Source organism: Parabacteroides sp. AF14-59, assembly GCF_003479515.1.
Lineage (GTDB): Bacteria > Bacteroidota > Bacteroidia > Bacteroidales > Tannerellaceae > Parabacteroides > Parabacteroides faecis.
On sequence record NZ_QUHH01000003.1, the window covers coordinates 242,094 to 268,284 of the forward strand.

Annotated in this window: 21 protein-coding genes; 10 read left to right on the forward strand and 11 right to left on the reverse strand. The window is 42.1% G+C overall.

The window, feature by feature from the left end; translation table 11 throughout:
* Positions 1 to 114: 114 nt before the first annotated feature.
* On the reverse strand, positions 115 to 2,031 hold the full coding sequence (dnaK, locus tag DWW23_RS05085; RefSeq protein WP_122352187.1) for a molecular chaperone DnaK: 1,917 nt from the start codon (positions 2,029 to 2,031) through the stop codon (positions 115 to 117).
* Between the two features lie 245 nt (positions 2,032 to 2,276).
* On the opposite strand from dnaK, the gene DWW23_RS05090 reads away from it, so the two are divergent.
* Positions 2,277 to 3,671 (forward strand): putative oxidoreductase C-terminal domain-containing protein, encoded by a 1,395-nt coding sequence (locus tag DWW23_RS05090; RefSeq protein ID WP_122352188.1) that lies wholly within the window; start codon positions 2,277 to 2,279, stop codon positions 3,669 to 3,671.
* 51 nt (positions 3,672 to 3,722) lie between these two features.
* On the opposite strand, the gene DWW23_RS05095 is transcribed toward DWW23_RS05090, so the two are convergent.
* The 4 genes from DWW23_RS05095 to DWW23_RS05110 all read right to left on the reverse strand — a co-directional run bounded on the left by DWW23_RS05095 (position 3,723) and on the right by DWW23_RS05110 (position 9,440).
* Positions 3,723 to 4,859: an ATP-binding protein gene (locus DWW23_RS05095; protein ID WP_122352189.1), complete on the reverse strand. Its 1,137-nt coding sequence runs from the start codon at positions 4,857 to 4,859 to the stop codon at positions 3,723 to 3,725.
* A gap of 245 nt (positions 4,860 to 5,104) precedes the next feature.
* The gene (locus tag DWW23_RS05100; RefSeq protein WP_122352190.1) at positions 5,105 to 6,301 is read right to left on the reverse strand and encodes a leucine-rich repeat domain-containing protein; all 1,197 of its coding nucleotides are present in this window, start codon (positions 6,299 to 6,301) and stop codon (positions 5,105 to 5,107) included.
* Positions 6,302 to 7,373: 1,072 nt separating this feature from the next.
* On the reverse strand, positions 7,374 to 8,945 hold the full coding sequence (locus DWW23_RS05105; protein WP_122352191.1) for an Rne/Rng family ribonuclease: 1,572 nt from the start codon (positions 8,943 to 8,945) through the stop codon (positions 7,374 to 7,376).
* Between the two features lie 222 nt (positions 8,946 to 9,167).
* Positions 9,168 to 9,440, reverse strand: a complete 273-nt coding sequence (locus DWW23_RS05110) for an HU family DNA-binding protein (protein ID WP_008148996.1) — start codon at positions 9,438 to 9,440, stop codon at positions 9,168 to 9,170.
* Between the two features lie 198 nt (positions 9,441 to 9,638).
* On the opposite strand from DWW23_RS05110, the gene mutY reads away from it, so the two are divergent.
* The 7 genes from mutY (at position 9,639) to DWW23_RS05145 (ending at position 17,823) form a co-directional block, all read left to right on the forward strand.
* Complete coding sequence (mutY, locus tag DWW23_RS05115) at positions 9,639 to 10,715, forward strand: A/G-specific adenine glycosylase (protein WP_122352192.1); 1,077 nt, start codon at positions 9,639 to 9,641, stop codon at positions 10,713 to 10,715.
* A 43-nt stretch (positions 10,716 to 10,758) separates the two neighbouring features.
* Positions 10,759 to 11,235 carry a single-stranded DNA-binding protein gene (locus DWW23_RS05120; protein WP_122352193.1) on the forward strand — a complete coding sequence of 159 codons (477 nt, stop codon included), beginning with the start codon at positions 10,759 to 10,761 and terminating at the stop codon, positions 11,233 to 11,235.
* A gap of 25 nt (positions 11,236 to 11,260) precedes the next feature.
* On the forward strand, positions 11,261 to 12,598 hold the full coding sequence (gldE, locus tag DWW23_RS05125; RefSeq protein WP_122352194.1) for a gliding motility-associated protein GldE: 1,338 nt from the start codon (positions 11,261 to 11,263) through the stop codon (positions 12,596 to 12,598).
* The gene (locus DWW23_RS05130) at positions 12,598 to 13,173 is read left to right on the forward strand and encodes a gliding motility protein GldD (protein WP_122352195.1); all 576 of its coding nucleotides are present in this window, start codon (positions 12,598 to 12,600) and stop codon (positions 13,171 to 13,173) included. Before gldE ends, DWW23_RS05130 begins: the two co-directional genes overlap by 1 nt.
* Positions 13,173 to 13,799, forward strand: a complete 627-nt coding sequence (locus tag DWW23_RS05135) for a 4'-phosphopantetheinyl transferase superfamily protein (RefSeq protein WP_122352196.1) — start codon at positions 13,173 to 13,175, stop codon at positions 13,797 to 13,799. The genes DWW23_RS05130 and DWW23_RS05135 overlap by 1 nt, the downstream gene beginning before the upstream one ends.
* A gap of 208 nt (positions 13,800 to 14,007) precedes the next feature.
* Entirely contained in the window at positions 14,008 to 17,508 is a 3,501-nt protein-coding gene (locus tag DWW23_RS05140; RefSeq protein WP_122352197.1) for a DUF748 domain-containing protein, read from the forward strand.
* Between the two features lie 48 nt (positions 17,509 to 17,556).
* Entirely contained in the window at positions 17,557 to 17,823 is a 267-nt protein-coding gene (locus DWW23_RS05145) for a GNAT family N-acetyltransferase (protein WP_122352198.1), read from the forward strand.
* A gap of 18 nt (positions 17,824 to 17,841) precedes the next feature.
* Here DWW23_RS05145 and DWW23_RS05150 read toward each other — a convergent pair whose 3' ends face one another.
* Positions 17,842 to 18,489 (reverse strand): pentapeptide repeat-containing protein, encoded by a 648-nt coding sequence (locus DWW23_RS05150; RefSeq protein ID WP_122352199.1) that lies wholly within the window; start codon positions 18,487 to 18,489, stop codon positions 17,842 to 17,844.
* Between the two features lie 173 nt (positions 18,490 to 18,662).
* Here DWW23_RS05150 and DWW23_RS05155 point away from each other — a divergent pair, with 173 nt between their 5' ends.
* The gene (locus tag DWW23_RS05155) at positions 18,663 to 19,052 is read left to right on the forward strand and encodes an L-rhamnose mutarotase (protein ID WP_122352200.1); all 390 of its coding nucleotides are present in this window, start codon (positions 18,663 to 18,665) and stop codon (positions 19,050 to 19,052) included.
* A 1-nt stretch (position 19,053) separates the two neighbouring features.
* Here DWW23_RS05155 and DWW23_RS05160 read toward each other — a convergent pair whose 3' ends face one another.
* Positions 19,054 to 19,905, reverse strand: coding sequence for an AraC family transcriptional regulator (locus DWW23_RS05160; RefSeq protein ID WP_122352201.1), 852 nt, complete (start codon positions 19,903 to 19,905; stop codon positions 19,054 to 19,056).
* A 21-nt stretch (positions 19,906 to 19,926) separates the two neighbouring features.
* Positions 19,927 to 22,299: a right-handed parallel beta-helix repeat-containing protein gene (locus DWW23_RS05165; RefSeq protein WP_122352202.1), complete on the reverse strand. Its 2,373-nt coding sequence runs from the start codon at positions 22,297 to 22,299 to the stop codon at positions 19,927 to 19,929.
* Positions 22,300 to 22,509: 210 nt separating this feature from the next.
* On the opposite strand from DWW23_RS05165, the gene DWW23_RS05170 reads away from it, so the two are divergent.
* Positions 22,510 to 24,060 carry an alpha-L-fucosidase gene (locus tag DWW23_RS05170; protein WP_122352203.1) on the forward strand — a complete coding sequence of 517 codons (1,551 nt, stop codon included), beginning with the start codon at positions 22,510 to 22,512 and terminating at the stop codon, positions 24,058 to 24,060.
* Position 24,061: 1 nt separating this feature from the next.
* Here the strand turns inward: DWW23_RS05170 and DWW23_RS05175 are convergent, their stop codons facing one another.
* The 3 genes from DWW23_RS05175 to DWW23_RS05185 all read right to left on the reverse strand — a co-directional run bounded on the left by DWW23_RS05175 (position 24,062) and on the right by DWW23_RS05185 (position 26,111).
* The gene (locus DWW23_RS05175; protein ID WP_122352360.1) at positions 24,062 to 24,694 is read right to left on the reverse strand and encodes a murein L,D-transpeptidase catalytic domain family protein; all 633 of its coding nucleotides are present in this window, start codon (positions 24,692 to 24,694) and stop codon (positions 24,062 to 24,064) included.
* 90 nt (positions 24,695 to 24,784) lie between these two features.
* Positions 24,785 to 25,789: a L,D-transpeptidase gene (locus tag DWW23_RS05180; RefSeq protein ID WP_122352204.1), complete on the reverse strand. Its 1,005-nt coding sequence runs from the start codon at positions 25,787 to 25,789 to the stop codon at positions 24,785 to 24,787.
* A gap of 133 nt (positions 25,790 to 25,922) precedes the next feature.
* Positions 25,923 to 26,111 carry a ferredoxin gene (locus tag DWW23_RS05185; protein ID WP_122352205.1) on the reverse strand — a complete coding sequence of 63 codons (189 nt, stop codon included), beginning with the start codon at positions 26,109 to 26,111 and terminating at the stop codon, positions 25,923 to 25,925.
* Between the last annotated feature and the right edge of the window lie 80 nt (positions 26,112 to 26,191).

Genomic DNA, 26,191 nt, shown 5'->3' on the forward strand with positions numbered 1-26,191 from the left:
TGAATCTCAATGGTTCTTTGTCTATTTATTTAGGACGCAAGCAGAATAAAAAAAAGCGACTGCCGGATTTGCATCCGACAATCGCTTTCATCTTATGTGGAAAATGTAATTTAATTATTTAACTTCTTCAAAGTCAACATCTGTAACACCGCCGTCTTTGTTTCCGCCGGCGTTGTTATTTGCCTGCTGCTGTCCGAAGTCAGGCCCCGGCTGTGCACCACCCTGAGCGTTCTGAGCATTATACATTTCCTGGCTTGCAGCCTGGAATACGGTGTTCAGTTCTGTCATAGCGGCATCGATACCGGCAATATCCTGAGCTTTGTGAGCCTCTTTCAGCTTGTTCAATGCAGCTTCGATCGGAGCTTTCTTGTCTGCCGGAAGTTTGTCACCCAGGTCTTTCAGCTGTTTTTCAGTCTGGAAGATCATACTGTCAGCCTGGTTCAGCTTGTCGATACGTTCTTTTTCTTTCTTATCAGCTTCAGCGTTGGCTGCAGCTTCATCTTTCATCCGTTTTACTTCGTCATCGCTCAAACCACTGGATGCTTCGATACGGATACTCTGTACTTTACCGGTTCCTTTATCTTTTGCAGATACATTCAGGATACCGTTGGCATCGATATCGAATGTTACTTCGATCTGAGGTACGCCACGCTGTGCAGCAGGGATTCCATCCAGATGGAAACGGCCGATAGACTTATTATCTTTTGCCAAAGAACGTTCACCCTGCAGGATGTGGATTTCTACAGACGGCTGGTTGTCGACAGCTGTTGTAAATGTTTCCGATTTCTTAGTCGGGATAGTTGTGTTAGCTTCGATCAACTTGGTCATTACACCACCCATTGTTTCGATACCCAGAGACAGCGGGGTAACATCCAGCAACAATACGTCTTTTACTTCACCTGTTAATACACCACCCTGAATGGCAGCACCTACGGCTACTACTTCATCCGGGTTAACACCTTTGGACGGAGCTTTACCGAAGAATTTTTCAACGATAGCCTGTACAGCCGGGATACGTGTAGAACCACCTACCAGGATTACTTCGTCGATATCGGAAGTACTCAAACCTGCATCTTTCAATGACTGACGACACGGTTCGATACAAGCCTGGATCAGACTGTCTGCCAGTTGTTCGAATTTAGCACGTGTCAATGTTTTTACCAAGTGCTTTGGAATACCGTTAACCGGCATGATATACGGCAGATTGATCTCTGTACTTGTTGTGCTTGACAGTTCGATCTTCGCTTTTTCAGCAGCTTCTTTCAAACGTTGTAAAGCCATCGGGTCTTTACGCAGGTCGACACCTTCTTCACGCAGGAATTCTTCTGCCAACCAGTCGATAATCACATGGTCGAAGTCATCACCACCCAGGTGTGTATCACCGTTTGTTGATTTTACTTCGAATACACCGTCGCCCAGTTCAAGGATTGAAATATCGAATGTACCACCACCAAGGTCGAATACAGCGATCTTCATATCTTTGCTGGTCTTGTCAAGGCCGTAAGCCAAAGAAGCGGCAGTCGGTTCGTTTACGATACGGCGAACATTCAAACCTGCAATTTCACCAGCTTCTTTTGTTGCCTGACGCTGAGCATCGCTAAAGTAAGCCGGGACAGTGATAACGGCATCTGTTACTTCCTGACCTAAATAATCTTCAGCAGTTTTCTTCATTTTCTGAAGAACCATAGCTGAAATTTCCTGCGGGGTGTACAGACGGCCTTCGATATCCACACGCGGAGTGTTGTTATCGCCACGTACAACTTTATAAGGTACGCGATTGATTTCTTTCTGAACCTGGTCGTATGTTTCACCCATGAAACGTTTGATAGAGAATATAGTCTTTTCCGGATTGGTGATAGCCTGACGTTTTGCGGGATCACCAACTTTACGTTCGCCGCCTTCAACGAATGCAACGATTGAAGGAGTTGTTCTTTTACCTTCGCTGTTTGCAATAACAACCGGTTCGTTACCTTCCAGTACGGCAACACATGAGTTGGTTGTTCCTAAGTCGATTCCAATAATTTTTCCCATAATTTGATAATATTTTAATTGTTATTATTTTTCGTCTTTGCTTTTTCTCTTGTCGAGTTGCACCAATTAGTATACAAAACGTATGCCAAAGTAACAATGAACAGTTCTGAATTGTTTTTGCTGTCAGAAATAATGACAATACGGCAGTTGTTAAAACGATATATTTTTATCTTTGTGCCATAGGAGGGATTATGTCCTAATTTATATGTAAAGAAGAGACTATTATCAATTAAATCATTTATAAAATGAAAAACTATCTAGTTTTTACCATGGCTACACTTTTATTAGGAACTTCCTGTTCCTCTAAAAAAGAGCAGGCTGAAAGTTTTACCGGTGCTCCGGGAGAGGTAAAGCTTATAACGCTCGATCCCGGTCATTTTCATGCGGCATTGGTACAGAAGGTGTCTTATCCGCAGGTTTCTAAAGATGTTTTTGTGTACGCCCCCACCGGCTTCGATGTGAATGAACATCTAAAGCGTATCGAAGGATTTAATACACGTGCAGAGAATCCGACAGCGTGGAATGAGGTTGTTTATACAGGGCCGGATTATCTGGAGAAAATGCTATCCGAAAAGAAAGGGAATGTGATGGTCCAGGCCGGAAATAATGGCAAAAAGACCGAATATATAAAGAAAATCCTGGAAGCCGGCATCCATGTTCTTTCTGACAAGCCGATGGCGATCAACAGTCAGAATTTCCAACTGCTGGAAGAGTGTTTTGATATTGCAAAGCAGAAGAATATTCTGTTGTATGACATTATGACTGAAAGGAATGAGATCACAACGATGTTGCAGCGTGAACTTTCAACAATCCCCGCGATATATGGCGAACAGTTGAAAGGCTCTCCAGAGGAACCGGCTATTGTGAAGGAAAGTGTACATCATTTATTTAAACTGGTAGATAACAAACCACTGACCCGTCCGGTGTGGTATTTTGATGTAACTCAGCAGGGGGAAGGTATCGTGGATGTGACGACCCATCTGGTGGATCTCGTTCAGTGGGAAGCTTTTCCGGAACAGATTATCGATTATAAAAAAGATATAGAATTGGTCGATGCGAACCGTTGGACGACTTCGATCAGTCCGGAAGAGTTTAAGCAGGTGACGGGCACAGATGCTTATCCCGATTTCCTGAAAAAAGATGTCGTAAACGATACGCTGAAAGTGTATTGTAATGGTGATATCGTCTATAAGATCAAAGGGGTGACAGCCAAAGTTTCCGTTATCTGGAATTATACCTTTCCGGAAGGTGGCGGCGATACGCATTTTTCTGTTATGAAAGGAAGCAAAGCCGACCTGGTGATTCGTCAGGGACAGGAGCAGGGGTATAAACCGGAATTATTTGTAGAGGCTGTTAAGGGGATTGACCTGGCTACTTATGAAAAGGATCTGGCAGATGCCATGTCTACCGTTGCTGATAAATATCCGGGAGTTGCTTTAAATAAGATTTCAGATAATGTATGGCAGGTTCAGATTCCGGCAAAATACAGGGTCGGGCATGAAGCTCATTTCGGACAGGTAATGGAAAATTATCTGCAATATTTGCAGGACGGGAAGTTACCGAACTGGGAAGTGCCGAATATGATCGCCAAATATTATGTGACAACGCATGCGCTGGAGGTGGCGAAGACAAAGAAGTAAGGAAAGGCTGGCTATTAGGGAACGTAGAATGTTTGAAATCATCTGCGTTCCTTAATATTCTGTAGCCAACCAATCGGCAAAAAAATAGTCGTATACCCGATAAACGCCATCTGTTTGCGTGATAAGGTCTTTCTCTATCAGTCCTTTGACTGCCGCTTGTACGGAACTGGCAGAAGGCAAATTGTATTTTTTGATAAAGACAGAAGATGTTATCCCTTGTGCTTCCCGCTCTTTGGCTATGGCTTGCAGTACCTGTTTTTGCTTGGTTGCCAGGTTTGCTAATATTTCCCGGTAAAGGCTGTCTTGTGTTTGGATAACATTTTTTCGTGCTGTTTCGATCTTATCTGTTTTACACCATTCCCCATGAGCGGTCAGAGCAAATAATTCGTTCATCATCATTTGAACGAACCAGGTATAACCGGCAAACATCGAATAAACTTTCTCAGTAACTGTTCTTTCAATATGTTTCCCACGTTCCTCAAACATACGATTTGCAAATTTGATATAAGTTTCTTGTGGGATAGCTTTCAATCCCATACCTATGGAACTTTGATAGAAGGGTTTTGAGGGTGAATTGAACATATTATTCATAAGATGTCGTTTACTACCGGCAAAAATAAACATAGTATGGCTGCATTGCTGAATTTTCGTACGTAGCAGAGCCTCGACATTTTTCTCTTCGTAACCGGCTATTTGCTGAAATTCGTCTATCGCCACAATACAAGGTCTGTCTGCTGATTCTAAATAGTTGAAAATCTCGTCCAGTGTGATTTGTGGCGTCTGAATATCTCCCAATCCGATATCGAAGCCGGGTTCTCCCGTCAATGCATCCAGTTTAAATCCAACACGTAATGAACTTATTATTTGAAAGAACTTTTCGCTCCAGGACGTTTTCAAAGGTTTTAGCTCATCATAAATAGATTTCCCCAATAAATAGACAAATTCAGCTAGTGAGGTCGTTGCATAGATATCAATAAAAAAAGTATAATAACTTTCCTTGATTTGTTTCTGACGGAAACAGTGATTTATCAGCCCTGTTTTTCCTAGACGACGAGGAGAAATCAGAGCTACATTGCGGCCATTCTCAATCTGTTTAATCAAAAAGTCCGTTTCTTGTTCACGATCACAGAAATACTTGTCAGAAATATACCTTCCTACGACAAAAGGATTCGTCACTGCTATATCCATATTTTCTTTTTATTGCAAATGTAATTATTATGTTTATAATAAAAGTGCGTTCTTGGAATATTTTAGGTGTGTAGCTGTCTTAAATAATAAAAGATGATGTATTGTGACAACGCATGCGTTGGAGATGGCGAAAGCGAAGAGTAAGTAAAGAAGGGAAAATAATTTATCAGGAGTAACTCTGTACTCCTGATAAATTATGAGATTTAAAATAGATTAAGAGCTTTTGCTTTCCGGAAAGATTGCTATCAAATCTTTACTTTAAAAACTTTGGTTCCAATTTGTACCAAATAAATTTGATTTGTGGACAAGCGAATTTTACAGTCACTAGTCTCTGTTTTTGGGGAATAGACCTGAATGCCAAAAAGATTATAGACCTTTATCTGTTCGCCGGGTGTTATATTATTAATTAATAGACCATCGGAAAGGGCTGATATTTGTATATTGAATTTATCTTCAATTATTTCATTAGATGTAGCCAACTGATCCTTCATTATGATTTCCAGTTTAGAGTCTCGATTAATATTCAAATAAAGCAACTTATTTTCTGTCAGTTGTGAAGTTATATCTTTACCATTTAAAAAGATAGATTCAATCTGCCAATTAGCAAAATAAGTATTCTCCTCGGCTATATGAAAAACAACTGTTTCATTTTTTTCCACTTCTATAAAATAATCATTTCCCGGATCAATATATGACACAATAGCTCCACCTATCCCTTCATAATCAGGATAAAGCTGCCAGGCAAAAGTTCCTCCGACCAAATTAACTTGTAAAGAATAAGTCGGTTCTACATATTCTTCACGGATATTATCGAAATTGAGCCAGCCATCAGAAAAGGCATACTTCTTCTTACACCCTTCCGGTACATAAAGAATACAAGTTTCATAAAGTCCTTCAAAAGATTCCTGTTTGCAATCAGGAGGGATAGCTCCAATACAATGTATTTCCTGTAAATTCCCACATAATAAAAATGATTGTGTATCTACAGATTGTACACGCCGACCTAATGTAACAGATGTTAATGAAGAACATCCTCTAAAAGAGTTTCTTATTTTTTTAACAGAAAAAGGAAGATCTATATTCGTAAGGTTTGAGCAATCATAAAAAGCGTACCATCCTGTATCTATTAAATATTTAGGAAGTTTTATCTCCTTCAAATTTGAACATCCCTCAAATGCCCTTTCCGAAATAATGGATGTTGCAGTATTTTCAATGTCTATCACTTCCAAATTATATTGTATAAGCATTGTTTTCAATACAGAAAAATCTTCTTTAATTAAAGAGTTACCATAAATAATTATTTTTTCTGTCTTTTCAATCTCACTATCTGTCAGTAAGTCCAACAAGGTTCCGCTCTCTCGAAGTTCTATATGGGTGGTAACTTGAGCTTTTATATTCAAACACAAACATAATCCCAATAAAACAAGTAAAATTTTTTTCATTCTTTTCTCTCCTTATCCTCCCTGTCCCCTTCGGTCGGTTCGTTAAAAAAAGAAGCATGGGAACCATCGTCTATCACTGTTCTGAGGCTCTCGACTGCCCACCACACAATAATAAGACAATGATCCCACGCTTTATGTAGGTATATAGTTCACCTGTCACTAGGTAAGTTTATATACACGAACACAAGCGTAGGAGACATTTGCTTATTATCTTGTGTGGTTGAAATTGTCGAGATTTCAGAACAAGATAATATCGAAACGCTTCTACGTTATTTTCTAATACTCTACAAGAGTCGTATTTTTTAAGGATAAACAAAAACTTCTGCCTGTTTTTTTATTACCGTTCTGAATAAATCGGTTAATTATGGAAACGATTTTTGTTCATAATTAGCTGAAAAATTTCTTATTGATTTTCATCTTATTTTTGGGTATTTAACTATCATACTATCATTTTTGTAGTTTGTTGTTTGTGTATCAGTCGTATAACTTATGATAGTATCTCTTTTTAACTATCATATGACTATCATTCAACTATCACAATCTTGTTCAAAAAGACTCAGATGCTTGACTTTTTATATAAAGTAAGGTATTTGTTTTCAGTAAGTTACTGATTTATATTGCTTGACACCCAGGTCTTGACAGAACCGAGACCCGGGTGTGAGCATCGTCGAGACCCGGGTGTAAAAAGGGTGCAAATGGGCATCTCGAGCACAATAAGCAGGCTTTTTCAATAAAAAAGATAACTGGTTCCTTGAAATAAGATAGGGGGTAAGTTGAATGGCTACAAAGTATATAATGACATATATGAGTAAGGATCGACACATTTGAGACTGAAAAGTGACGATGCTATGTTAAAAATATGGTTAAATGATGGTGTTATGATAGATGAATGATTGTTTAAAATTGGAACTATCATTGATTATAATGTTGATTTACATTGATTTATACCTTGATCTGATAGTGTGATAGTTGATTTCATATAAACCTTTCCCAGAAAAATGATTGAAAGAGAAGTTTACCTATTAAATAATATAAAAAAGCCCCGGAGTTTATCGCTTCGGGGCCTCTTTCCTTACTTCATTTCCTTTTCTTCCATCATGTCGAGTTCATTCTTGTCGGAATCGATAAATTTATATTCCAGAAAACCCAGACTTTGATTAGGAATGACTTTCATACTCATAGAGTATTTCAGTTTCCATTTCATACTAAGGGGGTAAAGCCCCTTGTTTACGAACGCTGCAACGTAGGGATGTACGTGCAGGGCGAATTTCTTCACATTGTGTTTGTTTACCAGACAGTCGATCTTTCCTTCCAGATTGTCGGTGAATAAGATCGAAGGTTTGATTGTTCCTGTGCCAAAACAGGTAGGACATGATTCTGTCGTATCCACATCCATTGCCGGGCGTACCCTCTGACGGGTAATCTGCATCAGGCCAAACTTGCTTAGAGGCAGGATGTTGTGTTTGGCCCGGTCGTTTGCCATTGCTTTGCTCATGTGTTCGAACAGCTTTTGCCGGTTGGCGGCTTCTGCCATATCGATGAAATCGACTACAATAATACCGCCCATATCACGAAGACGAAGCTGGCGTGCGATTTCGTCGGCGGCGGCAGTATTTACATCGATAGCTGTTTTTTCCTGGGCATCGCTTCCTTTGGAACGGTTGCCGCTGTTCACATCTATTACGTGCATGGCCTCGGTATGCTCGATGATCAGGTAAGCTCCACTTTTATACGTAACCGTCCGTCCAAACAACGATTTAACTTGCTTGGTGATACCGAAATTGTCGAAGATCGGTAGTTCGCCGGTATATCGCTGTACAATCTCTTCCCTCCCGGGAGCGATCAGGCTGACATAATCGCGTATGTTATGGTAAACATCCGCATCGTTTACGTAAATATTCTGGAAAGAAGGGTTAAAAATATCACGGAGCAAGGCCACAGTACGTGCCGTTTCTTCATATACGATCGACGGTACTTTTAATTTAGGGACCTTGACGATGTTTTCTTCCCATCGTTTCACTAATGTCTTTAATTCATGGTCGAGTTCAGCCACGCGTTTTCCTTCGGAGGAAGTACGTACGATCACGCTGAAGTTTTTCGGCTTGATGCTCTGGATTAACTGCCGCAAACGGGCGCGTTCCTCGCTCGACTTGATTTTTGTGGAGACAGAGACCTTGTCGGCAAATGGTATCAGAACGATGTATCTTCCGGCAAAAGACAGCTCGGAAGTCAATCGCGGACCCTTTGTTGAGATCGGCTCTTTGGCAATCTGTACCAACACCTCCTGTCCGACTTTAAGCACATTGCTGATGCTTCCGTCCTTTTCTATTTCAGGAAGTATCTGCATTTTAGAAATGGCGGGCATTTTTTTCTGGTCGCCAAGTGCTTGTTTGAGGAACTTTTGTTGGGTGTTGAAGTTCGGACCTAAGTCCAGGTAGTGAAGAAATGCGTCCTTTTTATACCCTACATCAATGAAAGCAGCGTTCAGACCCGGCATCAGTTTTTTAACTTTGCCAAGATAGATATCGCCTACGGCAAACGAGACATTGCGGGCCTCCTTCTGGAGTTCCACAAGGTTCTTGTCTTCCAATACGGCAATAGATACCTCTTTGGGTTGTACATCAACTACTAATTCACTTATCACTAAAAAAGGGTTTTTTTATTCAGACCTTTCTAAATACGCAAAGAACAAACTTAAAAGGTCACTTATTAAGTTTGTTCTTTAGAGTTTCTCGATAGACTTATTTCTTTTTATGTCTATTCTTTTTCAGTCTCTTTTTGCGCTTGTGCGTAGACATTTTATGTCTTTTTCTTTTTTTTCCGCTAGGCATCGTTTCTAAATTTTAAATTAAACTATAATTACTAATTACTTAACTTCGTTCAGGAAAGTTTTAGCCGGTTTGAATGAAGGGATATTATGCTCCGGAATGATGATCGTAGTATTCTTTGAAATATTACGAGCAGTTTTCTGAGCTCTCTTCTTAATAACGAAACTTCCGAATCCTCTCAGGTAAACGTTTTCACCCTGAGATAATGAACTTTTCACGATGTCCATGAAAGATTCTACGCTACTCAATACCGTCTGCTTATCGATACCGGTACTTTTTGAAATCTCGCTAACAATATCTGCTTTAGTCATGTCTATAAATTAATTAATGATTTGGACCTATTAATTTTTTGGAATGCAAATATATAGCTTTTTATTTAAGTGGAAAAAGAATTGCCTGCCATTTTTTAATAAAAAAGATTCCTTACAATTCATTATATCTGTGTATGTTTGCATTAATCAACGAGTTGAGAGTTTGAAAACGTACAAAAAGAGGACACGATATAGTAAATGGAAAACGAATTGGAAGTCAGTCATATTTTACAGACCTGGTATAAAACAAATAAGAGGATGCTGCCCTGGAGGGAATCGTCCGATCCGTATATTATCTGGATATCAGAAATTATTCTTCAACAGACCCGTGTTGTTCAGGGGATGGATTATTTTCTCCGCTTCACCGGGCGTTTCCCTGATGTCGCTTCTCTGGCTTCGGCAGAAGAGGATGAGGTGTTGAAATACTGGCAGGGATTGGGGTATTACAGCCGGGCACGGAATCTGCATGCTGCCGCTAAAGAGATCATGGAAAAGTTCGGTGGCGTTTTTCCGGAGAAGCATAAAGATATATTGTCCTTGAAAGGTATTGGCGACTATACGGCAGCGGCAATCGTCTCTTTTGTATGGAATAAACCTTATCCGGTCGTAGACGGAAATGTGTTTCGTGTATTGGCACGTTTGTTTGCGATGGATGTGCCTATCGACACTACGCAGGGGAAGAAACAGTTTACAGAACTGGCGGGGATCGTTATGGATCCCAAACAGGCGGGACAGCATAACCAGGCAATCATGGAGTTCGGCGCATTGCAATGTGTTCCGCAGAATCCGGACTGCGAAGTCTGCCCGTTGAAAGAACGGTGTATGGCGTATGCTTCCGGCACTGTACAGGATTTACCGGTCAAGCAGAATAAGACAAAGACGCGTGCCCGTTATTTTCATTACTTATACATTATATATAGAGGACAAACCTGGCTTTCCCGCCGGGGTAAAAAAGATATCTGGGAAGGATTATACGAGTTTCCTCTGATCGAGACGGAAAAACCGATGGATTTTGCCGGATTGCAGGACACGGAGGCATTCCGGAAATTGTTTACCGGGGCCGGCAGATTAAATATATCTTCCGACATGGCAGAAGTAAAACATGTCCTTTCCCATCAGGTCCTGTACACTACTTTTTACCGGGTAGAGGTTGAAAAAATACCGGAGGCACTGGATTCGTTTCTGGCTGTTCCGTATGAAGATATAGAACGTTATGCCGTTCCCCGGCTGATACATATTTATTTAGAGAAATTAAACGGAAATTTGTCTGAATGATCGAATTTATGTTTCTTTGTAAGATATTAAAAGAATTACTACTATGTCATTGAATAAAGTCATATTGATCGGTAACGTGGGTAAAGATCCCGACGTTCGTTATTTCGACAGCGGTACGGCTGTTGCAAACTTCCCTTTAGCAACATCTGAAAGAGGTTATACACTGGCTAATGGTACGGTTGTTCCGGAAAGAACGGAATGGCACAATATTGTTGTCCGCCGCGACCAGGTTGCTTTTGTAGAAAAATGGGTGAAGAAAGGTTCAGGTGTTTACGTGGAAGGTAAGATCCGTACCCGCAGTTATGACGACCAGAGTGGCGTGAAGCGTTATGTTACCGAAATTCATGCGGACCGTATTGAATTTTATAATACAGGTACACGGCCAGCCGATGGTACGACAACGAATGCCGGAACCGGTTTCCAGCAGGGAGGACAGGCACAACAGACGACTTCTTATCAGCAGCCGGCGCAACCGGATATTTCATCAGAATCAAACAGTGCGGATGATCTTCCGTTCTGATATTGTTTAACTAATACGGTTCCCCTTGGACTCAGACTATTATTTATCGGGCTTATTTGACCAGGTAACTATGCAGGCACTTACAGCAGGTCCTGTTATAGCATTAAGCCTTGCTTGTTTACTGCTGTTAGTGTCCGGTTTCGTATCGGCTTCAGAAGTGGCATTTTTTTCTCTTACCCCGGGTGATATCAACGACATCCGGGAGGAGAATTCGCCTTCAGATCCGCTTATCCGGAAATTACTGGACCGCTCCGAATATTTACTGGCGGCTATTTTGATTGCCAATAACTTTGTGAACGTAGCCGTGGTCATGCTTTGTACTTACGGCATCAATTCTTTGATCAATTTCTCGGCTGTCCCGGTTTTGGGTTTTGTTCTTGAAACGATCGTACTGACCTTTTTGCTTTTACTTTTTGGCGAGATCATGCCTAAGATCTATGCACAAAAAAATTCACTTCGCTTTGTCCGTCGTTCGGCTTCCGTGTTGAACATGGTGGAACGTATCTGTCGCCCGCTTTCGACCGTGCTGGTAAATTCTACATCTATTATCAACAAGGCATTGGTAAAGAAGAAATATGACTTGTCGGTCGACGAGTTATCCAAAGCGTTGGAGTTGACATCTAAAGAGATTCCGGAAGAGAAAGAGATGCTGGCCGAGATCATCAAATTTTATAATAAAACAGCCGATGAGATCATGACACCGAGATTGGATATGGAGGATCTGGAGATAAAGACCAGCTTTCGTAATGTCATAGATTTTATTATCAAATCAGGTTACTCACGAATTCCGGTGTATGCAGATTCGGAAGATAATATCAAAGGTATCCTTTATATAAAAGACTTGCTTCCTTATATTGATAAACCGGATACATTCCGTTGGCAAAGCCTGATCCGTCCGGCTTACTTTGTTCCTGAAACCAAAAAGATCGACGACCTGCTGGAAGAATTCCGTACGAATAAGATCCATATGGCAATCGTTGTGGATGAGTTTGGTGGTACGTCCGGTATTGTGACGATGGAAGATATTCTGGAGGAAATTGTCGGAGAAATATCGGATGAATACGATGATGATGAAAAGCAGTTTGTCCGTTTGGCGGATGGAAGCCTGATCTTCGAAGCTAAGATATTATTAACCGATTTCTTTCGTGTGATCAATGTCGATCCGACGGAATTTGGAAAACTGACCGAAGATGTAGAAACATTAGCCGGACTTTTACTGGAAATAAAGGGTGACTTTCCACGTCGCAGGGAGATCCTGGATTATGGAAAGTATCGTTTCCAGGTACTGGAAATGGACAACAGAAGAATCCTGAAAGTAAAATTTAACTGTATTACGGATACAGTGAAAAAAGGGGAGGACTGATGAAGCGAGTACTGTCCGTTGCGCTTTTCCTGTATCTCCTGATTGGTTCGTCTTGTACGGATTATACGCCGAAACCACGTGGTTATTTTCGTATCGAACCACCTGCGGCGCGTTATCAGGTTTTGTCGTTGGACAGTTTGCCTTATTCTTTTAATGTATCCCAACTGGCTACTGTCGAGTTGCCGGAAGCCGGAAGTCCGGAAGGATGGATTAATTTATCTTATCCATCTCTGGGAGTAAAGATTTATTGCAGTTATTTGCCGGTAACACCGGCTACTTTACCGGTCGCCGCGAGTGAATCCCGTTCGCTGGTTTCCCGTCAGATAAAAACGGCGAATGAGGTAAAGGTGCAGGAATATAGTAATTCGGAAGAACGGGTTTACGGCTCTCTGTTTCTGTTGGGTGGAGAAGCTGCTTCTCCTGTTCAGTTCATGCTGACCGACAGTATTTCAAATTTCTTTCGTGGTGCTTTGTATTATGATTGCGTGCCGAATGCCGATTCGCTGGCTCCCGTAACAGATTATCTGCGGAAAGATATTATAGAGTTGATACAATCTTTTAGCTGGAAAAAATAATGCCTCTCCTGTTCAAACATACAGAACCGTTATTGGGTGTGTGGAAGATCGAAGAAAGTTCGGATGAATTGCTCGCTATGCTGGGATTACAATCTGAATACCTCCCTTTTCTGCAAGGGATAAAAACGGAAAAACGTCGTCAGGAATGGCTGGCGTCACGTGTTCTTCTGAAAGAGTTGATAGGAGAGGAGTTGCTGATCGCTTATCATGACGATGGTGCTCCTTACTTGCCCGGTTCGTCTCTTTCCCTGAGTATTTCCCATACAAACGGTTATGCGGCAGTGCTGTTGCAGGATCAGGAGACTGCCGGCATAGATATTGAATATCATTCCAATCGTGTGTTGAAGATCCGTAGCCGTTTTATGTCTCCGGAAGAAGATGCATCCGTTTGTCCTGACCATGTGGTGGAACATCTGCTCATTCACTGGTGTGTCAAAGAAGCCTTATTTAAGATGATCCGCCAGCAGGATGTCGACTTTATTAAACATCTGCATGTCGAACCTTTTACTTATGCAAACTCGGGGCAAATCCGTGCTTACGAAACCCGGACGCCGGAAACCTTGTCTTATACTTTAAACTATGAAGTGTTTCCAGCCTTTGTGCTGGTCTACAGTGTCTTATCGTAAATGCGATTGTATCTCCCCTTTGACTGTGTTATGTCATTTAAGATGCAATGTTTTGCCATAGGCGTGGCAAACTTTTGCCAATAGGATGGCAGGGCTCTGTCAATAGGATGGCAAAGCTTACAGTTGCCTAAGAAACTTAAACATAATATCTGTTATCTTGTTTTAATTTATAGAGTCTTTACTTTATCAGATAATGTTTTAATAAGATATGGGGCGGAAAAAGAAAATAGTAAAATATATTTTCCCGGCAATCGGATTGCTGGCTGTGCTTCTTACGATCCTGAACCTCTATCTGAGCAATCGCCTGGAGAGATATCTGAAAGTAGAACTGAGTCAGCGAACAGCTGAAGCTACAGATGGTTTTTACAATCTGATATTCGATGACCTGTCTATCGGTTTCGTGAAAGGAGAACTAAAGATTGAAGGTGTCAGGTTGATGCCTGACTCGACTGTGTTTCAACAATGGAAAGCTATCGACAGCCTTCCCCGTACATATGTGAAGGCAGAGATCGGCGTGATAGACTTCAAAGGTGTGAACCTGACCTGGCGTTGGAGCTATAAAGAACTTCATTTTAACTCGTTCGAGATAAAAGATCCTCGGATAGAAGTGTTTGACTCTTATTACTCGGGGCGTATGGAGAAAAAGATACGGCATGCTGAAACGAAATCTTTATATGAAGTGATCTCCCCTTATATTAATGTCTTAAGTGTAAGGACACTGAACCTGTCTGATGCCAGCGTTTTTTATACTGTCGAGAATCCTGTCACACCGATTGTTTACGGGCTGGACGATGTCAGTTTCCGTGCATACGGTTTTTTACTGGATAAAAATTCATCACAGAGTGGTAAGTTACTTTACTGTGATAACTTCGAGTTTGTCACGAACCAACCGCAGACTCTGCTAGCTAACAACGACTTTCTTCTCCGGACTGACAGCATAAAACTCAGCACGCAGGACTCGATTATTTATATAGAGAAGATACGTTTGATCCCACAGGATAGTTTGTGGACGGAAAATAAGCAACGCCCGGACAGTTATGTCGATGCACAGGTCAAAACCGTAGAGGTCAACGGTGTTCATTTTAAACGGGAGGAAGCGCTGAATTATCTGACGGCGCGTTCGTTTGAAATATCTTCATCGGATATTCAAATCTTTAACCTGGCTGGCAATGATTCGGAGGTTAATAAACCGGTTGACGGTGCAGCGAAGATCGATACCGATTCCCTGGTACAGGCCTTGTCGCTTTATGATATTATTTCACCGGTGCTTCATAGCGTTTCAATAAAAACAATAGGGATCGATGCCGCGAAAGTAACCTATTCGCAAGCAGTGAAAGATTCGGTGGAAGTCTATAAACTGGATAATTTTAATTTCCAGGCAACCGGTTTTCTGATCGATTCGCTTGCCGAAGAGAAACACGGATTGTGGTATTCTCAAAACTTTGCTTTTGAAGCAACCGGTATCAGTGGAAATATGACGGCACGCAATCATCGTTTCGATGTCGAACGTATGGCGTTGGATACAGAGTCCGGAGATTTCAGTATCGAGAAAATTCGTTTGAAACCGATATCGGTCAACTCCCGGAAAGATTATATGTCCGGCAGTATTGACACATTGGCTATGAAAGGTTTACTTTATGACAAAGGGATCAGTGCCGACCTGTTCAAGATAGACCGTCCGGTAATTTATTATTATAAATCACCGTCTTATGCGAAAAAGAATAAAGAAGTGAAAGCGCCGGTCGATCCGAGGGCAGATGTTGAAAGTATCCTGAATCCTTTATTGCAATATTTGTCTATCAAGCGGATCGATCTGAATCATGCCTATGTTACGTTGAATGACCGGAGTGTTCCTGATCCGGTTGTCTACAAATTGAAAGATTTTAATTTTTATGCAACCCGTTTTCTGGTGAATGACAGTACAAACCGGAGCGGCAGCCTATTCTTTGCCTGCGATCATTTCGGTTTTAATTTCAGCGATTTCGATAATTATTTACCGGGTAAAGCCTATCGCCTGGCTGTGCGGAAAGGAAATTTCTCAACATCAAAAGGTGTATTGAGTTTGCAGGACGTGAAACTGCTTCCACAGGATTCTTTATGGCTGTTGGGGGCGGATTCATATATTAGTGTAGAAACTCCGATGGTCTATGCTACAGGATTGAGCCATTTGCCTCAAAAGTTGCTTCAACATCTGGATGCAGCCTCCCTACATGTCGAATCGCCTGATATACGAATGTTGAAAAAGGATGGTAGTTTATTGCATCTCACACTCCATGATTTGGAAATTGGTAAGATTGCCTGGGATAGCTTGCATTTTTCTGTCGGTTCGATAGATCTGTCTGAACCAGTTATCCGCTATCAGGCCGGAAACTCACCTGATACGATAAAGGTAAAAAAGAAATCTCCCCTGATCATATCGAATGATATCTATGAAGCAGTCAACCGTTTCACTCCTGATCTTTCACTGGGGAAACTGAATATTTCCAATGCTGTATGGGATCATGATACCGCAAGCCTGTTTTTGGAAGGATTGCATCTCAATACAAAGGACCGGATATTTGGATTGAAAACCGTCCGCTTCGATACCCGGGATCTGGCATTCCCGTTGGATAATGGTTTTTATACGTTGAAGATAGGAAAGGTTAATCTGGATAATACCGATCTGAACTTGGAAAATATCCATCTGGTTTCTACCTATCCGAAGATGGAATTTGCTTATCGCCAGCCTAAGCATCAGGATTGGTTCGATATTAAAGTCGGTAAACTGGGATTATCGGGAATTGATTTACCTGCTTACTTTTCGGAACAGATAGTCCGGATAAAAGAGGTGCAGATCGACGATGCAGAACTTCAAAACTTCAAGAATCAGCAGATTGCTGTTCCCCGCCATATTGTACCGATGATCTATTCCGGTTTGCAGAAGGCTCCGGTGAAAGTGGCTATCGACAGTCTTGGTGTGAATAACCTAACCGTTGTCTACGAAGAATTATCGAAAAAAGGGATACAACCGGGTAAACTCTTTTTCACGGAAATGAACGGTAAATTTTCAGGTTTTACCAATATAGCCTCCCGGTCGGATCAATATATCCGTCTGGATGCGAACGGCAAATTGATGGGCAAAGGCTATTTTACCGCTACCTGGATGCTTCCGGTCGATTCCCTGAATGACCGTTTCCTTCTGGATGCACATCTGGCAGACTTTGACCTGACTGCGCTGAACGAATTGATCACTCCCCTGGCTTTTGCTAAGGTAGAGAGCGGCAGGCTGACTGACTTCACATTCAGTACGGAAGCTTCAACAAAAGGAGCGACAGTCGAGATGTTATTCCTTTACAGAGATTTGAAAGCAGAGATAATGAAGGAAAAAAACGGTGAAGTGATCGATAATAAATTTCTCTCCCGCCTGGCCAATCTGGTACTGAAACATGATAATCCTGATCATCCTGAGCAGGGTACGCACCGGCCTCGTTATTCCCAATTAAGCATAGAGCGTGATCCATACCATTCTACATTCAATTATTTATGGCAGATCCTTCGTCCGGCACTGACAGAATCGGTGGGTGTCTCTAAAAAGGCACAGGATGTGGCCAAGGGAGTGACTGGATTTTTTACAAAAGTGAAGAACTTTTTCCATCCTAAAAAGAAGAACCGGCAAGAGGTAAAAGTTTCCGGACAAAATGAACCAGACAGTGAACTAATCCCGGACTGAACTGTTTTAACAATATAGGGTGTTGTATTGAAGATAAAAAATAGAATTATGGAATATGATATTATTCACTATCCTGAAAAGTTGCGCTTTGAATTAAAGCAGGATGGTTTAACTGCCTTTGTGCAGTACAGGCTTGTTGGCAATAATCTGGATATTATCCACACGATAGTGCCGGAGCCTCTCGAAGGTCAGGGGATAGCCGCCTCTTTGGTGAAAGCGGCTTTCGACTATGCGTTAGAAAATCAGTTGAAACCTCGGGCTGTCTGCTCTTATGCAGTCGCCTGGCTTAAAAGACATCAGGAATATGCAAGATAATCAGTTTGAAAATGAAGATTATCCTTTGATAGTCACCCCCAGTAGATGGGCTAGTTCGAGTGCTTGTAAAGATGTGACGGTAGCTCCGCGTAACTCACAACCGACTATGGGACTTATTCGGATGCCGGATATGTCGCAGTTGCTGAAGTCGGTACCTTTTAAGGGCGTACGGTAAAATTCCGCTTCTTTGAGATCACTGGCATTGAAGTTTACACTGGCAAACTGGCAATTTTCAAGAGAACTGTTCCGAAGATCACACTGATCGAAGCTGACGTATTTCAGTTTGCTCATGGTAAGATTCAGATATTCGGCTTTACAGTTGGTGAAAACCGTATGATTTAAAGCTGATTCGGAAAAATTAGTACCGATCAGTTTGCATTCGATAAATTCGATCCGGTGAAAACCTGAGCCGGAGAAATTGACATTTGATAAGTCGCAGTTTCTGAAGATAATATCACTGAACTGCGACTTTTTTATGCTGCAACCGATCAGCAGGCAGTTGGTGAACAGGCAGGATTGCATGCTGATATTTTCCGTTTTAACTTCGAATAGCCTTTGATTCCTGAAAGAATATTCTGTCACGTCTTCTCCTGCCAGCAGGAGTGTTTCGTCAAGTGAACCGTCTTCTTTTAATATTTTAGTTATGCGAGGGGAGGTTATCTTCATTTTATTTTATTTTTATAAGCGGGTAAAGATAGCTATTTTGATCCGTATTTCACGTTGCTTGTATCGATATCGTTTTATCCCTTGCCGGAATAATATTATTCCGGTAGCATAATAATTGCTTTATTTGTATTCGAATCATTCCTGTCGGATGATTTTATTAAATAATACAGTTTATGGAAGATAAAAAGAATGGATACAAAAGCAAGCGATATGATTTTCCTACCAAGCGTTATTGCCAGACGCTGGATTTGAAAGACGATCCGGAATTGATCGAAGAATATAAGAAAAGACATGGACAAGCATGTCACTGGCCTGAAATAGGCGAAGGGATCAAGAGCGTCGGGATATTGGAAATGGAAATTTATCTGTGCGGGAACCGATTGTTCATGATCGTGGAGACTCCGGCTGATTTTGATTGGGATACAGCTTTCGCTCGTTTGGCGGGTTTACCGCGACAGGCTGAATGGGAAGAATATATGTCGGTTTTCCAACAAGCTGATCCGAATGCCAGTTCTGCCGAAAAATGGCAGTTGATGGAACGTATTTTCCATTTGTACGAATAACTTATAATTTACTTTTATACATGACAGGAGTCAGCCCCGTGTATCTTTTGAAAAGCCGGTTGAAATAAGATACGTTCTCGAAAGAAAGTGTATAAGCTATGTCTTTGACCGGACGATTGTCGGTGATAATCAACAACTGGGCTTTTTCTATTTTCTTTTGGTTGATGTACTGTACCGGAGTGACGTGTATTTCCTCTTTGAAAAGCCGGATGAAATGGTCTTTAGAGAGGCAACAAATCTCGGTCAGTTCATCGATGGTTATGTTCTTGTCGATGTTTTTACGGATATACCGGATCGTTTTTCGTATCCGGTTATCGGTAATCTCATATTTGTGTGTCGCCTCTTTCATAAAACGTGACAATAGTTGAAGCAAAATTCCCTGTGTTTCCATCATGGTATAGGTCGGGTTTTTAGTGTGAAGCAGGATGTTTTGCATCAGGGTGGAAGAATTGTCGTAGTTGGAAGGATCGTATTCTTTCAGGTTTCTTCCGGGATTGATGTCGGCCAGTTGTTCCACCAGTTGACTGTCCAGCGGGGTCGCATCCACTTCCACCGGAAAAATATAATCTTCCAGGATACGTTGGTTGGATAGCGGGTTCTCATAAATATGTATATAATATAATGTATAGAAATCGTCGCATTCATAACTATGCAGCGTGAATGGAGGAATCAGGTAAAGATGTCCGGGGGTAAGAGACTGGACCTGATCCTGTAAATGCAGTTTGGCTATGCCTTGCCTGACCAGATAAATGCGGGCGAACGGACTGTTTACATTTTTGTAATTCCAGTCGGCACGGTGAACCGCATATCCGATATTCAGCAGGATCAGGTCTGTATTCTCTTTTTCCTTCATCTTCCTTTGACTATAATCCGGTTAGTCCAGTAACTTGCCGGGGATAACGATTTTGTTTTCTTTTTGTGTCCGGAAGATAATAAATTCGATATCTTTCGACTTATCGATCTTCTGAAGAGCATCCTGCATTTCTTTCAGGTTGTTGACGGTGATAGTTCCTATTTTCAGGATCACGTCATTCGGACGGATATAATCCCGTAGTTTACCGCCTAGAGCATTGACCGATACTACATATACTCCCCGTTCTGAGTCCATTCCTGTTGCCGACCGTTCACCGAGCGTTTGCAGGCTTTTGATCGTTGCCCCGCTCCAGTTGATTACTTCGTCGTCTGCATGAGTGGCGATGATGATGGGAGTAGGCATTTTGGGAGTATGTGCGATCGCTTTCAAACGAGGAGAGACCACTCCGAACTGGTCCATAACAAAATTGCGGAAGCCACCTTTGGTTATGGCTTCGGAATCATCGGCAACGGTAAAATCTCCTTCTGATGGATTACTGAATTGTACGGAAGTCACAATGGAGTGTTCATCCGTTTTGTTTTTTCGGGCGGTGGTACAGGAGAGGCTATCAGTGAAAATATTATAGTCTACCATCAATCCCCATTCCCGTACACCGATCGGTTTGTATTCTGTCATGACGATATTGCGTGTAAAGACATCGCCGCTGTTTATAAACCAGACATGCGGATGGAAAGAGTTATTGACCATGATGTTGTTTTCTACTACACGGTAAAAACCTTCCCGTAGCTTGATTCCTCCGTTGAGGCATAGGTTGTTATATATGTGGTAATTACTGGAACCGTCGTCTAGATCGATATCCCAACCCCTGTCACAGCGGAAACGGTTATTTCTGATTACGGTCGTCCGGACAGCATCCGCCAGAATAAGGGCCGGGTCTTTGGCTACGATGGATTCCATTGTTTTGTAGCTTGGATGCCAGTAACGGTCACGTCCCCAGGAATTGAAAGAACCATGGTCGCCGGTTTCTTTCACCGTATCGAAAATATCGTTAAATTCCAGGATATGTCCACCCCATGTCCCCTCGCTGATATTGATTCCGGCGCGGGGGGTGTCGTAGATACTGTTGTGGCTGACGGTGATAGCTTGCGACATGGATAGTTCAACTCCGGTGATCTGTTTTTCAAACAGGCCGATCGAGTGGATCAGGTTATCGTATACCAGGCATTGAGCCGGATAGTCATTGCTTTTGGGGCCTTTGGTATGATCCAGTTGTTCGTATGGAATAAATTCTCCGTATTCAAAACTCGGTGAACGGACCGCATCCGGATCACCGACAAAACAAATGGCACTGGCACCGATCCGGGTGAGATGAGAACCGGATACTTCTGAATGACGGTTATAATTGGAAAAGAAAATAGCATTTCCTCCCAGGTTATGCAAGTAACAGTTGCGTAATGCACAATACTCGGTTCCTTCAAAGAATACGGCAGCTCCCCGGTAGACCGTCCAGTCCGAGCGGAGCAGTTGTTCATACGGTTCCATGAACGTACGCAGTGTTTGTGTCAATTCCAAACCTTCCAGTGTGATATTCTTTACTGGGGTGGCTTCTGTTCCCCGAAATTCGATCAGGTGTTTGAGTTGAGGAGATTCGAAAAGTACTTTAGATACATTTTCGCCTTCCAATGGATAGTAATATAATGTATGTTCACCGGCAGCATAATACCATTCGCCCGGAGCATCGAGTTCTTCAAATATATTTTCCACCATCCGGTTATCCGGGTGAAGACCGGACTGGCGGTTATTTTGCCAGCCTCCTTCCATCTCTAATTCTCCTTTCTTATTTTTCCCAGTAATGCAGTAATGGAAGTCACCCCAGTCATGATTGTGCATGGCGTGCAGATATCCTCCAGTGGGATTTTTCCATTTTTTGACCCGTTCGGGAGCGGTAGCCTGAGCTGATGTTCCATTGAAACGGACTGCTTTTTCATCGAAGTTCGGGTAACGGGCCATGTGGCGGAGCTGGCCGTCTGCAACCAGCATATCCATTACGGGGTTACCATCTATTTTGGCTTTCATAATTCCTTTTTTATAAGGTTCCCATTTTAGGGTTAAAGGGATACCTGAAGAGAGGATTACTTTTTCTCCCGGGTAGGCTTTTACGGAGAGTTGCCGGCTGTCGTTTCCATCCTGCGGGGTGAATACGACCGGTTTGTCAAGAATATATTTCCCTTCCCGGATATAAATGACCACGTCTCCTTTTTCCGTCCGAGCCTTTTCCAAAGCGGCAGGGATACTGTTCAACGGATTCCTTAAACTTCCGTCGCCTGTGTCTTTGCCTGTCTCGGCAACGTAAAATTCAGATTGTGCCGATATCGGTAATGTTATAAGGGTCAGTAATATTACCGGCAGAGCATTTAGTACTTTACTCATCATTGTTACTTATTAGATTTAAATTGTTATGTAAGTGTGTTCTATCTCTTTTGTTTAACGTTTGCAAGATAGAGTTTTTTTATGGAAAATAACTATACTATTCCGGGTATGAATGATAAAATGTCGAAATCGTGTTATTCCTTCTCTTTTTTGTATCACTCATTTCATATTAATAATAGTTCTTTTGTATATCTAATTTAATCTGTTAATCTTATGGGCAAGCACACTTCTTTTCTATTCATTGCATTATCCTTACTTATGTCATGCAAGCAGGCCGGTACACCGGCAAAGGATGTTCTTTCGGTAGCCTCTCCGAAGGGGACGGCTGTGTTTCAGGATAACTGGGAAAATATGGGTGAGAATTACCAGTTTCCTACATGGTTTTCGGATGCAAAGTTCGGTATATTTATCCATTGGGGTGTTTATGCAGTTCCGGCCTATGTAAATGAATGGTATCCGAGAAATATGTATCAGAAAGATTCTAAGGAATATAAGCACCATATTGAAAAATACGGCGATCATGTAAAGTTCGGTTATAAAGACTTTATACCGATGTTCGGGGCGGAGAAGTTTAATGCGGATGAATGGGTGTCGTTGTTCAAGGCTGCCGGTGCAAAATATGTGGTACCTGTTGCGGAGCATCATGACGGTTTTGCTATGTATGACAGCGATCTGAATCCGTGGAATGCCGTAAAGATGGGACCAAAGAAAGATATTATCGGTTTGTTGAAGAAAGCGACCGAGAAGAAAGGACTTGTTTTCGGCCTGTCGAGCCACCGGCTGGAAAACTCCTGGTTTTACAATGGAGGAATGGAGTTTCCTTCGGATGTGCAGGATAAGTCGGTCTCTCTATATGGCCGTCGACTGGAACAGGAGAAATATACGGATGAGGTCGGTCTGGACTTCTTGGCACATACTCATGAACTGATAGATAAGTATCAGCCTCAGTTGATCTGGTTTGACTGGACAGTGAATAATCCGGTTATACGTCCTTACTTCAACAAGTTTATGGCTTACTATTATAATAATTCGATAGATTGGGGAAGAGGTGTTGTGGTAAATACCAAGCATGGTTACCCGACAAATATCCAGGTTGGCGACGTAGAGCGTGGTAAATTGGATAAGATGCGTAAATATCCCTGGCAAACAGATACTTCCGTCGGTAAACATTCGTGGTGTTATACCGATGGTGAAGAGAATAAAACCCCGGAACAGATTGTACACGACCTGATCGATATTGTCAGTAAAAACGGTAACCTGTTACTGAATATCGGTCCCCGTGCGGACGGAACGATTACGGAAGAACAAAAATCAGTGTTGCTTTCTATCGGTGATTGGCTGAAAGTGAACGGAGAAGCGATCTACGGAACTCGTTGCTGGATAAAATCAGGAGAAGGAGATATTGCCGGTACTGCCGGTACCTTCACGGATAATGAAGCGACCGCTTATACCGCCCGTGATATGCGTTTTACAACCAAAGGAAACGATCTTTATGCGATTGTTCTGAATTGGGATAAGGCCGGTGTTTTAATAAAATCGCTGGATAAGACTACTGTTGCCGATGCAAAGATACTGGATGTGAAGTTGTTGGGATCCGATGCGAAGATCAGCTGGAAGCAGACCGACCAAGGTTTGAAACTATCTGTTCCGGCAGAGAAGCCGTGTGAATATGCTTATGCTTTTAAGATCAGTTTCGATAAGAAAGCAGGAAGCCATCTGGAATCGGAGATGATCGACATCCCGTTTAAGCACGGGGATGAATGATCTACATGGAAGCAACCTGTTGTTTGGATAAAATAGGGCTGTAAGCCAGATAATACTGATTATTAGCGTAGATAAAAAGTAGGGAACCGCCTTTAATCGTGTTGATAATAGGTTTGCTTACAGCCTGTGGCAATGCCGGGCAACCGAAGCTGCGTCCCAGGCGACCGGATGAAGCTATGACAGAGGGGTTGGAGTAAGCTGCTCCGTGGATCACGATCGCCCGTTCTTTTGCGCGGTCGTTGATCCCTTTTTCCAGTCCGTTAAGGACAAGCGAATAACCGTTTTTACCCTGATAGGTATTTTCTGTCAGAAAGAATCCCAATGAACTTTTGAGAGAACCGTTCTCGTTGGAGAAAGAGGTGGCGTAATTTCCTCCGCTATTCTTTCCGTGTGACACAAGTGAAGAGAATAACAGTTTTTTATGTCTCATATCGAATACGTAAAAACGTTCTTCGGTGGAAGGCTTGCTGAAATCGACCAGTGTCAGTATCTCTTTAGACTTTTCTTCGATTTTATTATATCCGGCGATTGCCTGTTCGAATGCCGTGAAGTTTACGATCCCTTCCAGTCGCATCTCCTGGTATAATTGCCGACAGCTTGAAATTTCATACATGACAGGTTCTGAACTTCTCATTTGGGAGAAATTCACAGGTATGAACAGGAGGAGCAGGTAGATGAAAATTTTGTGCATGTCTGTGTGAATCAGACTGCAAAGTTAGAATTTTTAATCGAAAACAAAAACGAGTGCCTCATAAACCGGTGCCCAGTCATAAATAAATTTAGCATGCGAAGTGGCGTTCCGGACACACATGTGGGAGCGGGGAGTCGTGCCTAGCGATGGGCTGTATTCGATAAATGTTTTACGTGGGGCATTGACCGGTACGCCGTGGATATACCCTCCGTTAGTGAAGCGACTGGCATAAGGCGCAAATCCTCCGGTTTCTGTTGTCCCGTCCACCAAATAGATCATACGGGGTTTTTTTTCCTGGACGAGATATACGCCGGGAGGTGTTTCCTGGGCATAAGGTGGTCTGTGTAACCCGGTAGTTGCAGGATTCATACTTCTAACCAGCCATTTATCGCCATCCTGTTCCAATGTCGCAATGTTTTGATTCTTTGTATCGACGAAGATAGCTTTTCTGAATGCGATCGTGTCGGGAATGGTCTTAATATATTTTTTAGGGATCATCCATTCCTTTCCGGTATGTACGGAAGTCACTTTCGTAAAATTCGTGTAATCTTCCAGATGTTTAACCAGGGCACCGTCTCTGCCGTAGAGTTCAGGAACGGAGGTATCTGTCGTCAGGTAAAGAGGGATTCCCTGGAAACGTTCGACACCTAAAGAATCCGCAATGCGCCGATATGAATCCCTGTGGTAGTTTTTTACCAACGGAGCTTCTCCGTTTTTGTTCCTGTAATTCTGCAGGACTGACCAGGTCGCCGGTTTCTTCTGGATAGATTCCAGCCAGGAGAGGCGTTCTTTTATTTTATCCCACTGGAATTCCCGTGTCGTGTCTTTATAAGGATATGTGTCGGCCAAGGTATGCTGGTCATAGAGCAGTTCTTTTTCTATGATGATCTCTTTGGGAACCGTATCGATTACCTCTGCCGCTTCTATAGCTATAGAGTCGGGAAGAGCTTCTCCGCCGGAGACCGCCCTGTCCGTTTTAGTCGTACAGTAACTAAGCAGAATAAGACAGAATACCGGAAATATAACAGCTCTTTTCATCCCATTTATCTTTTTTGTGAATATACGGTTTTTTATCGGAATAACCGCAAGTACCGGCAGAAAAAGAGGTTACTCCGGATGGAATAACCTCTCTGCTTTTTACTCTGTGAAACGGTGAGTGATCCATTCTCACTTAATCATATTTAATAACGCTGACCGGACAGCTTTCAGCAGCTTCTTTGATCCCTTCTTCGAAATCGTTGAAGTTCACCCCTTCATTTACGTGGGAACGGTCAGTTACATGAAAAACTTCCGGACATATACCTTCGCAAGTACCACAAGCGATACAATCTTCTTCTATCCAAACACTTTTAATAGCCATAGTTTATACATTTAAGATGATTATATCCTAATAACAGATATGGTAAAGAAAATGTTGATATGTCCGGCAGAAAGACACTT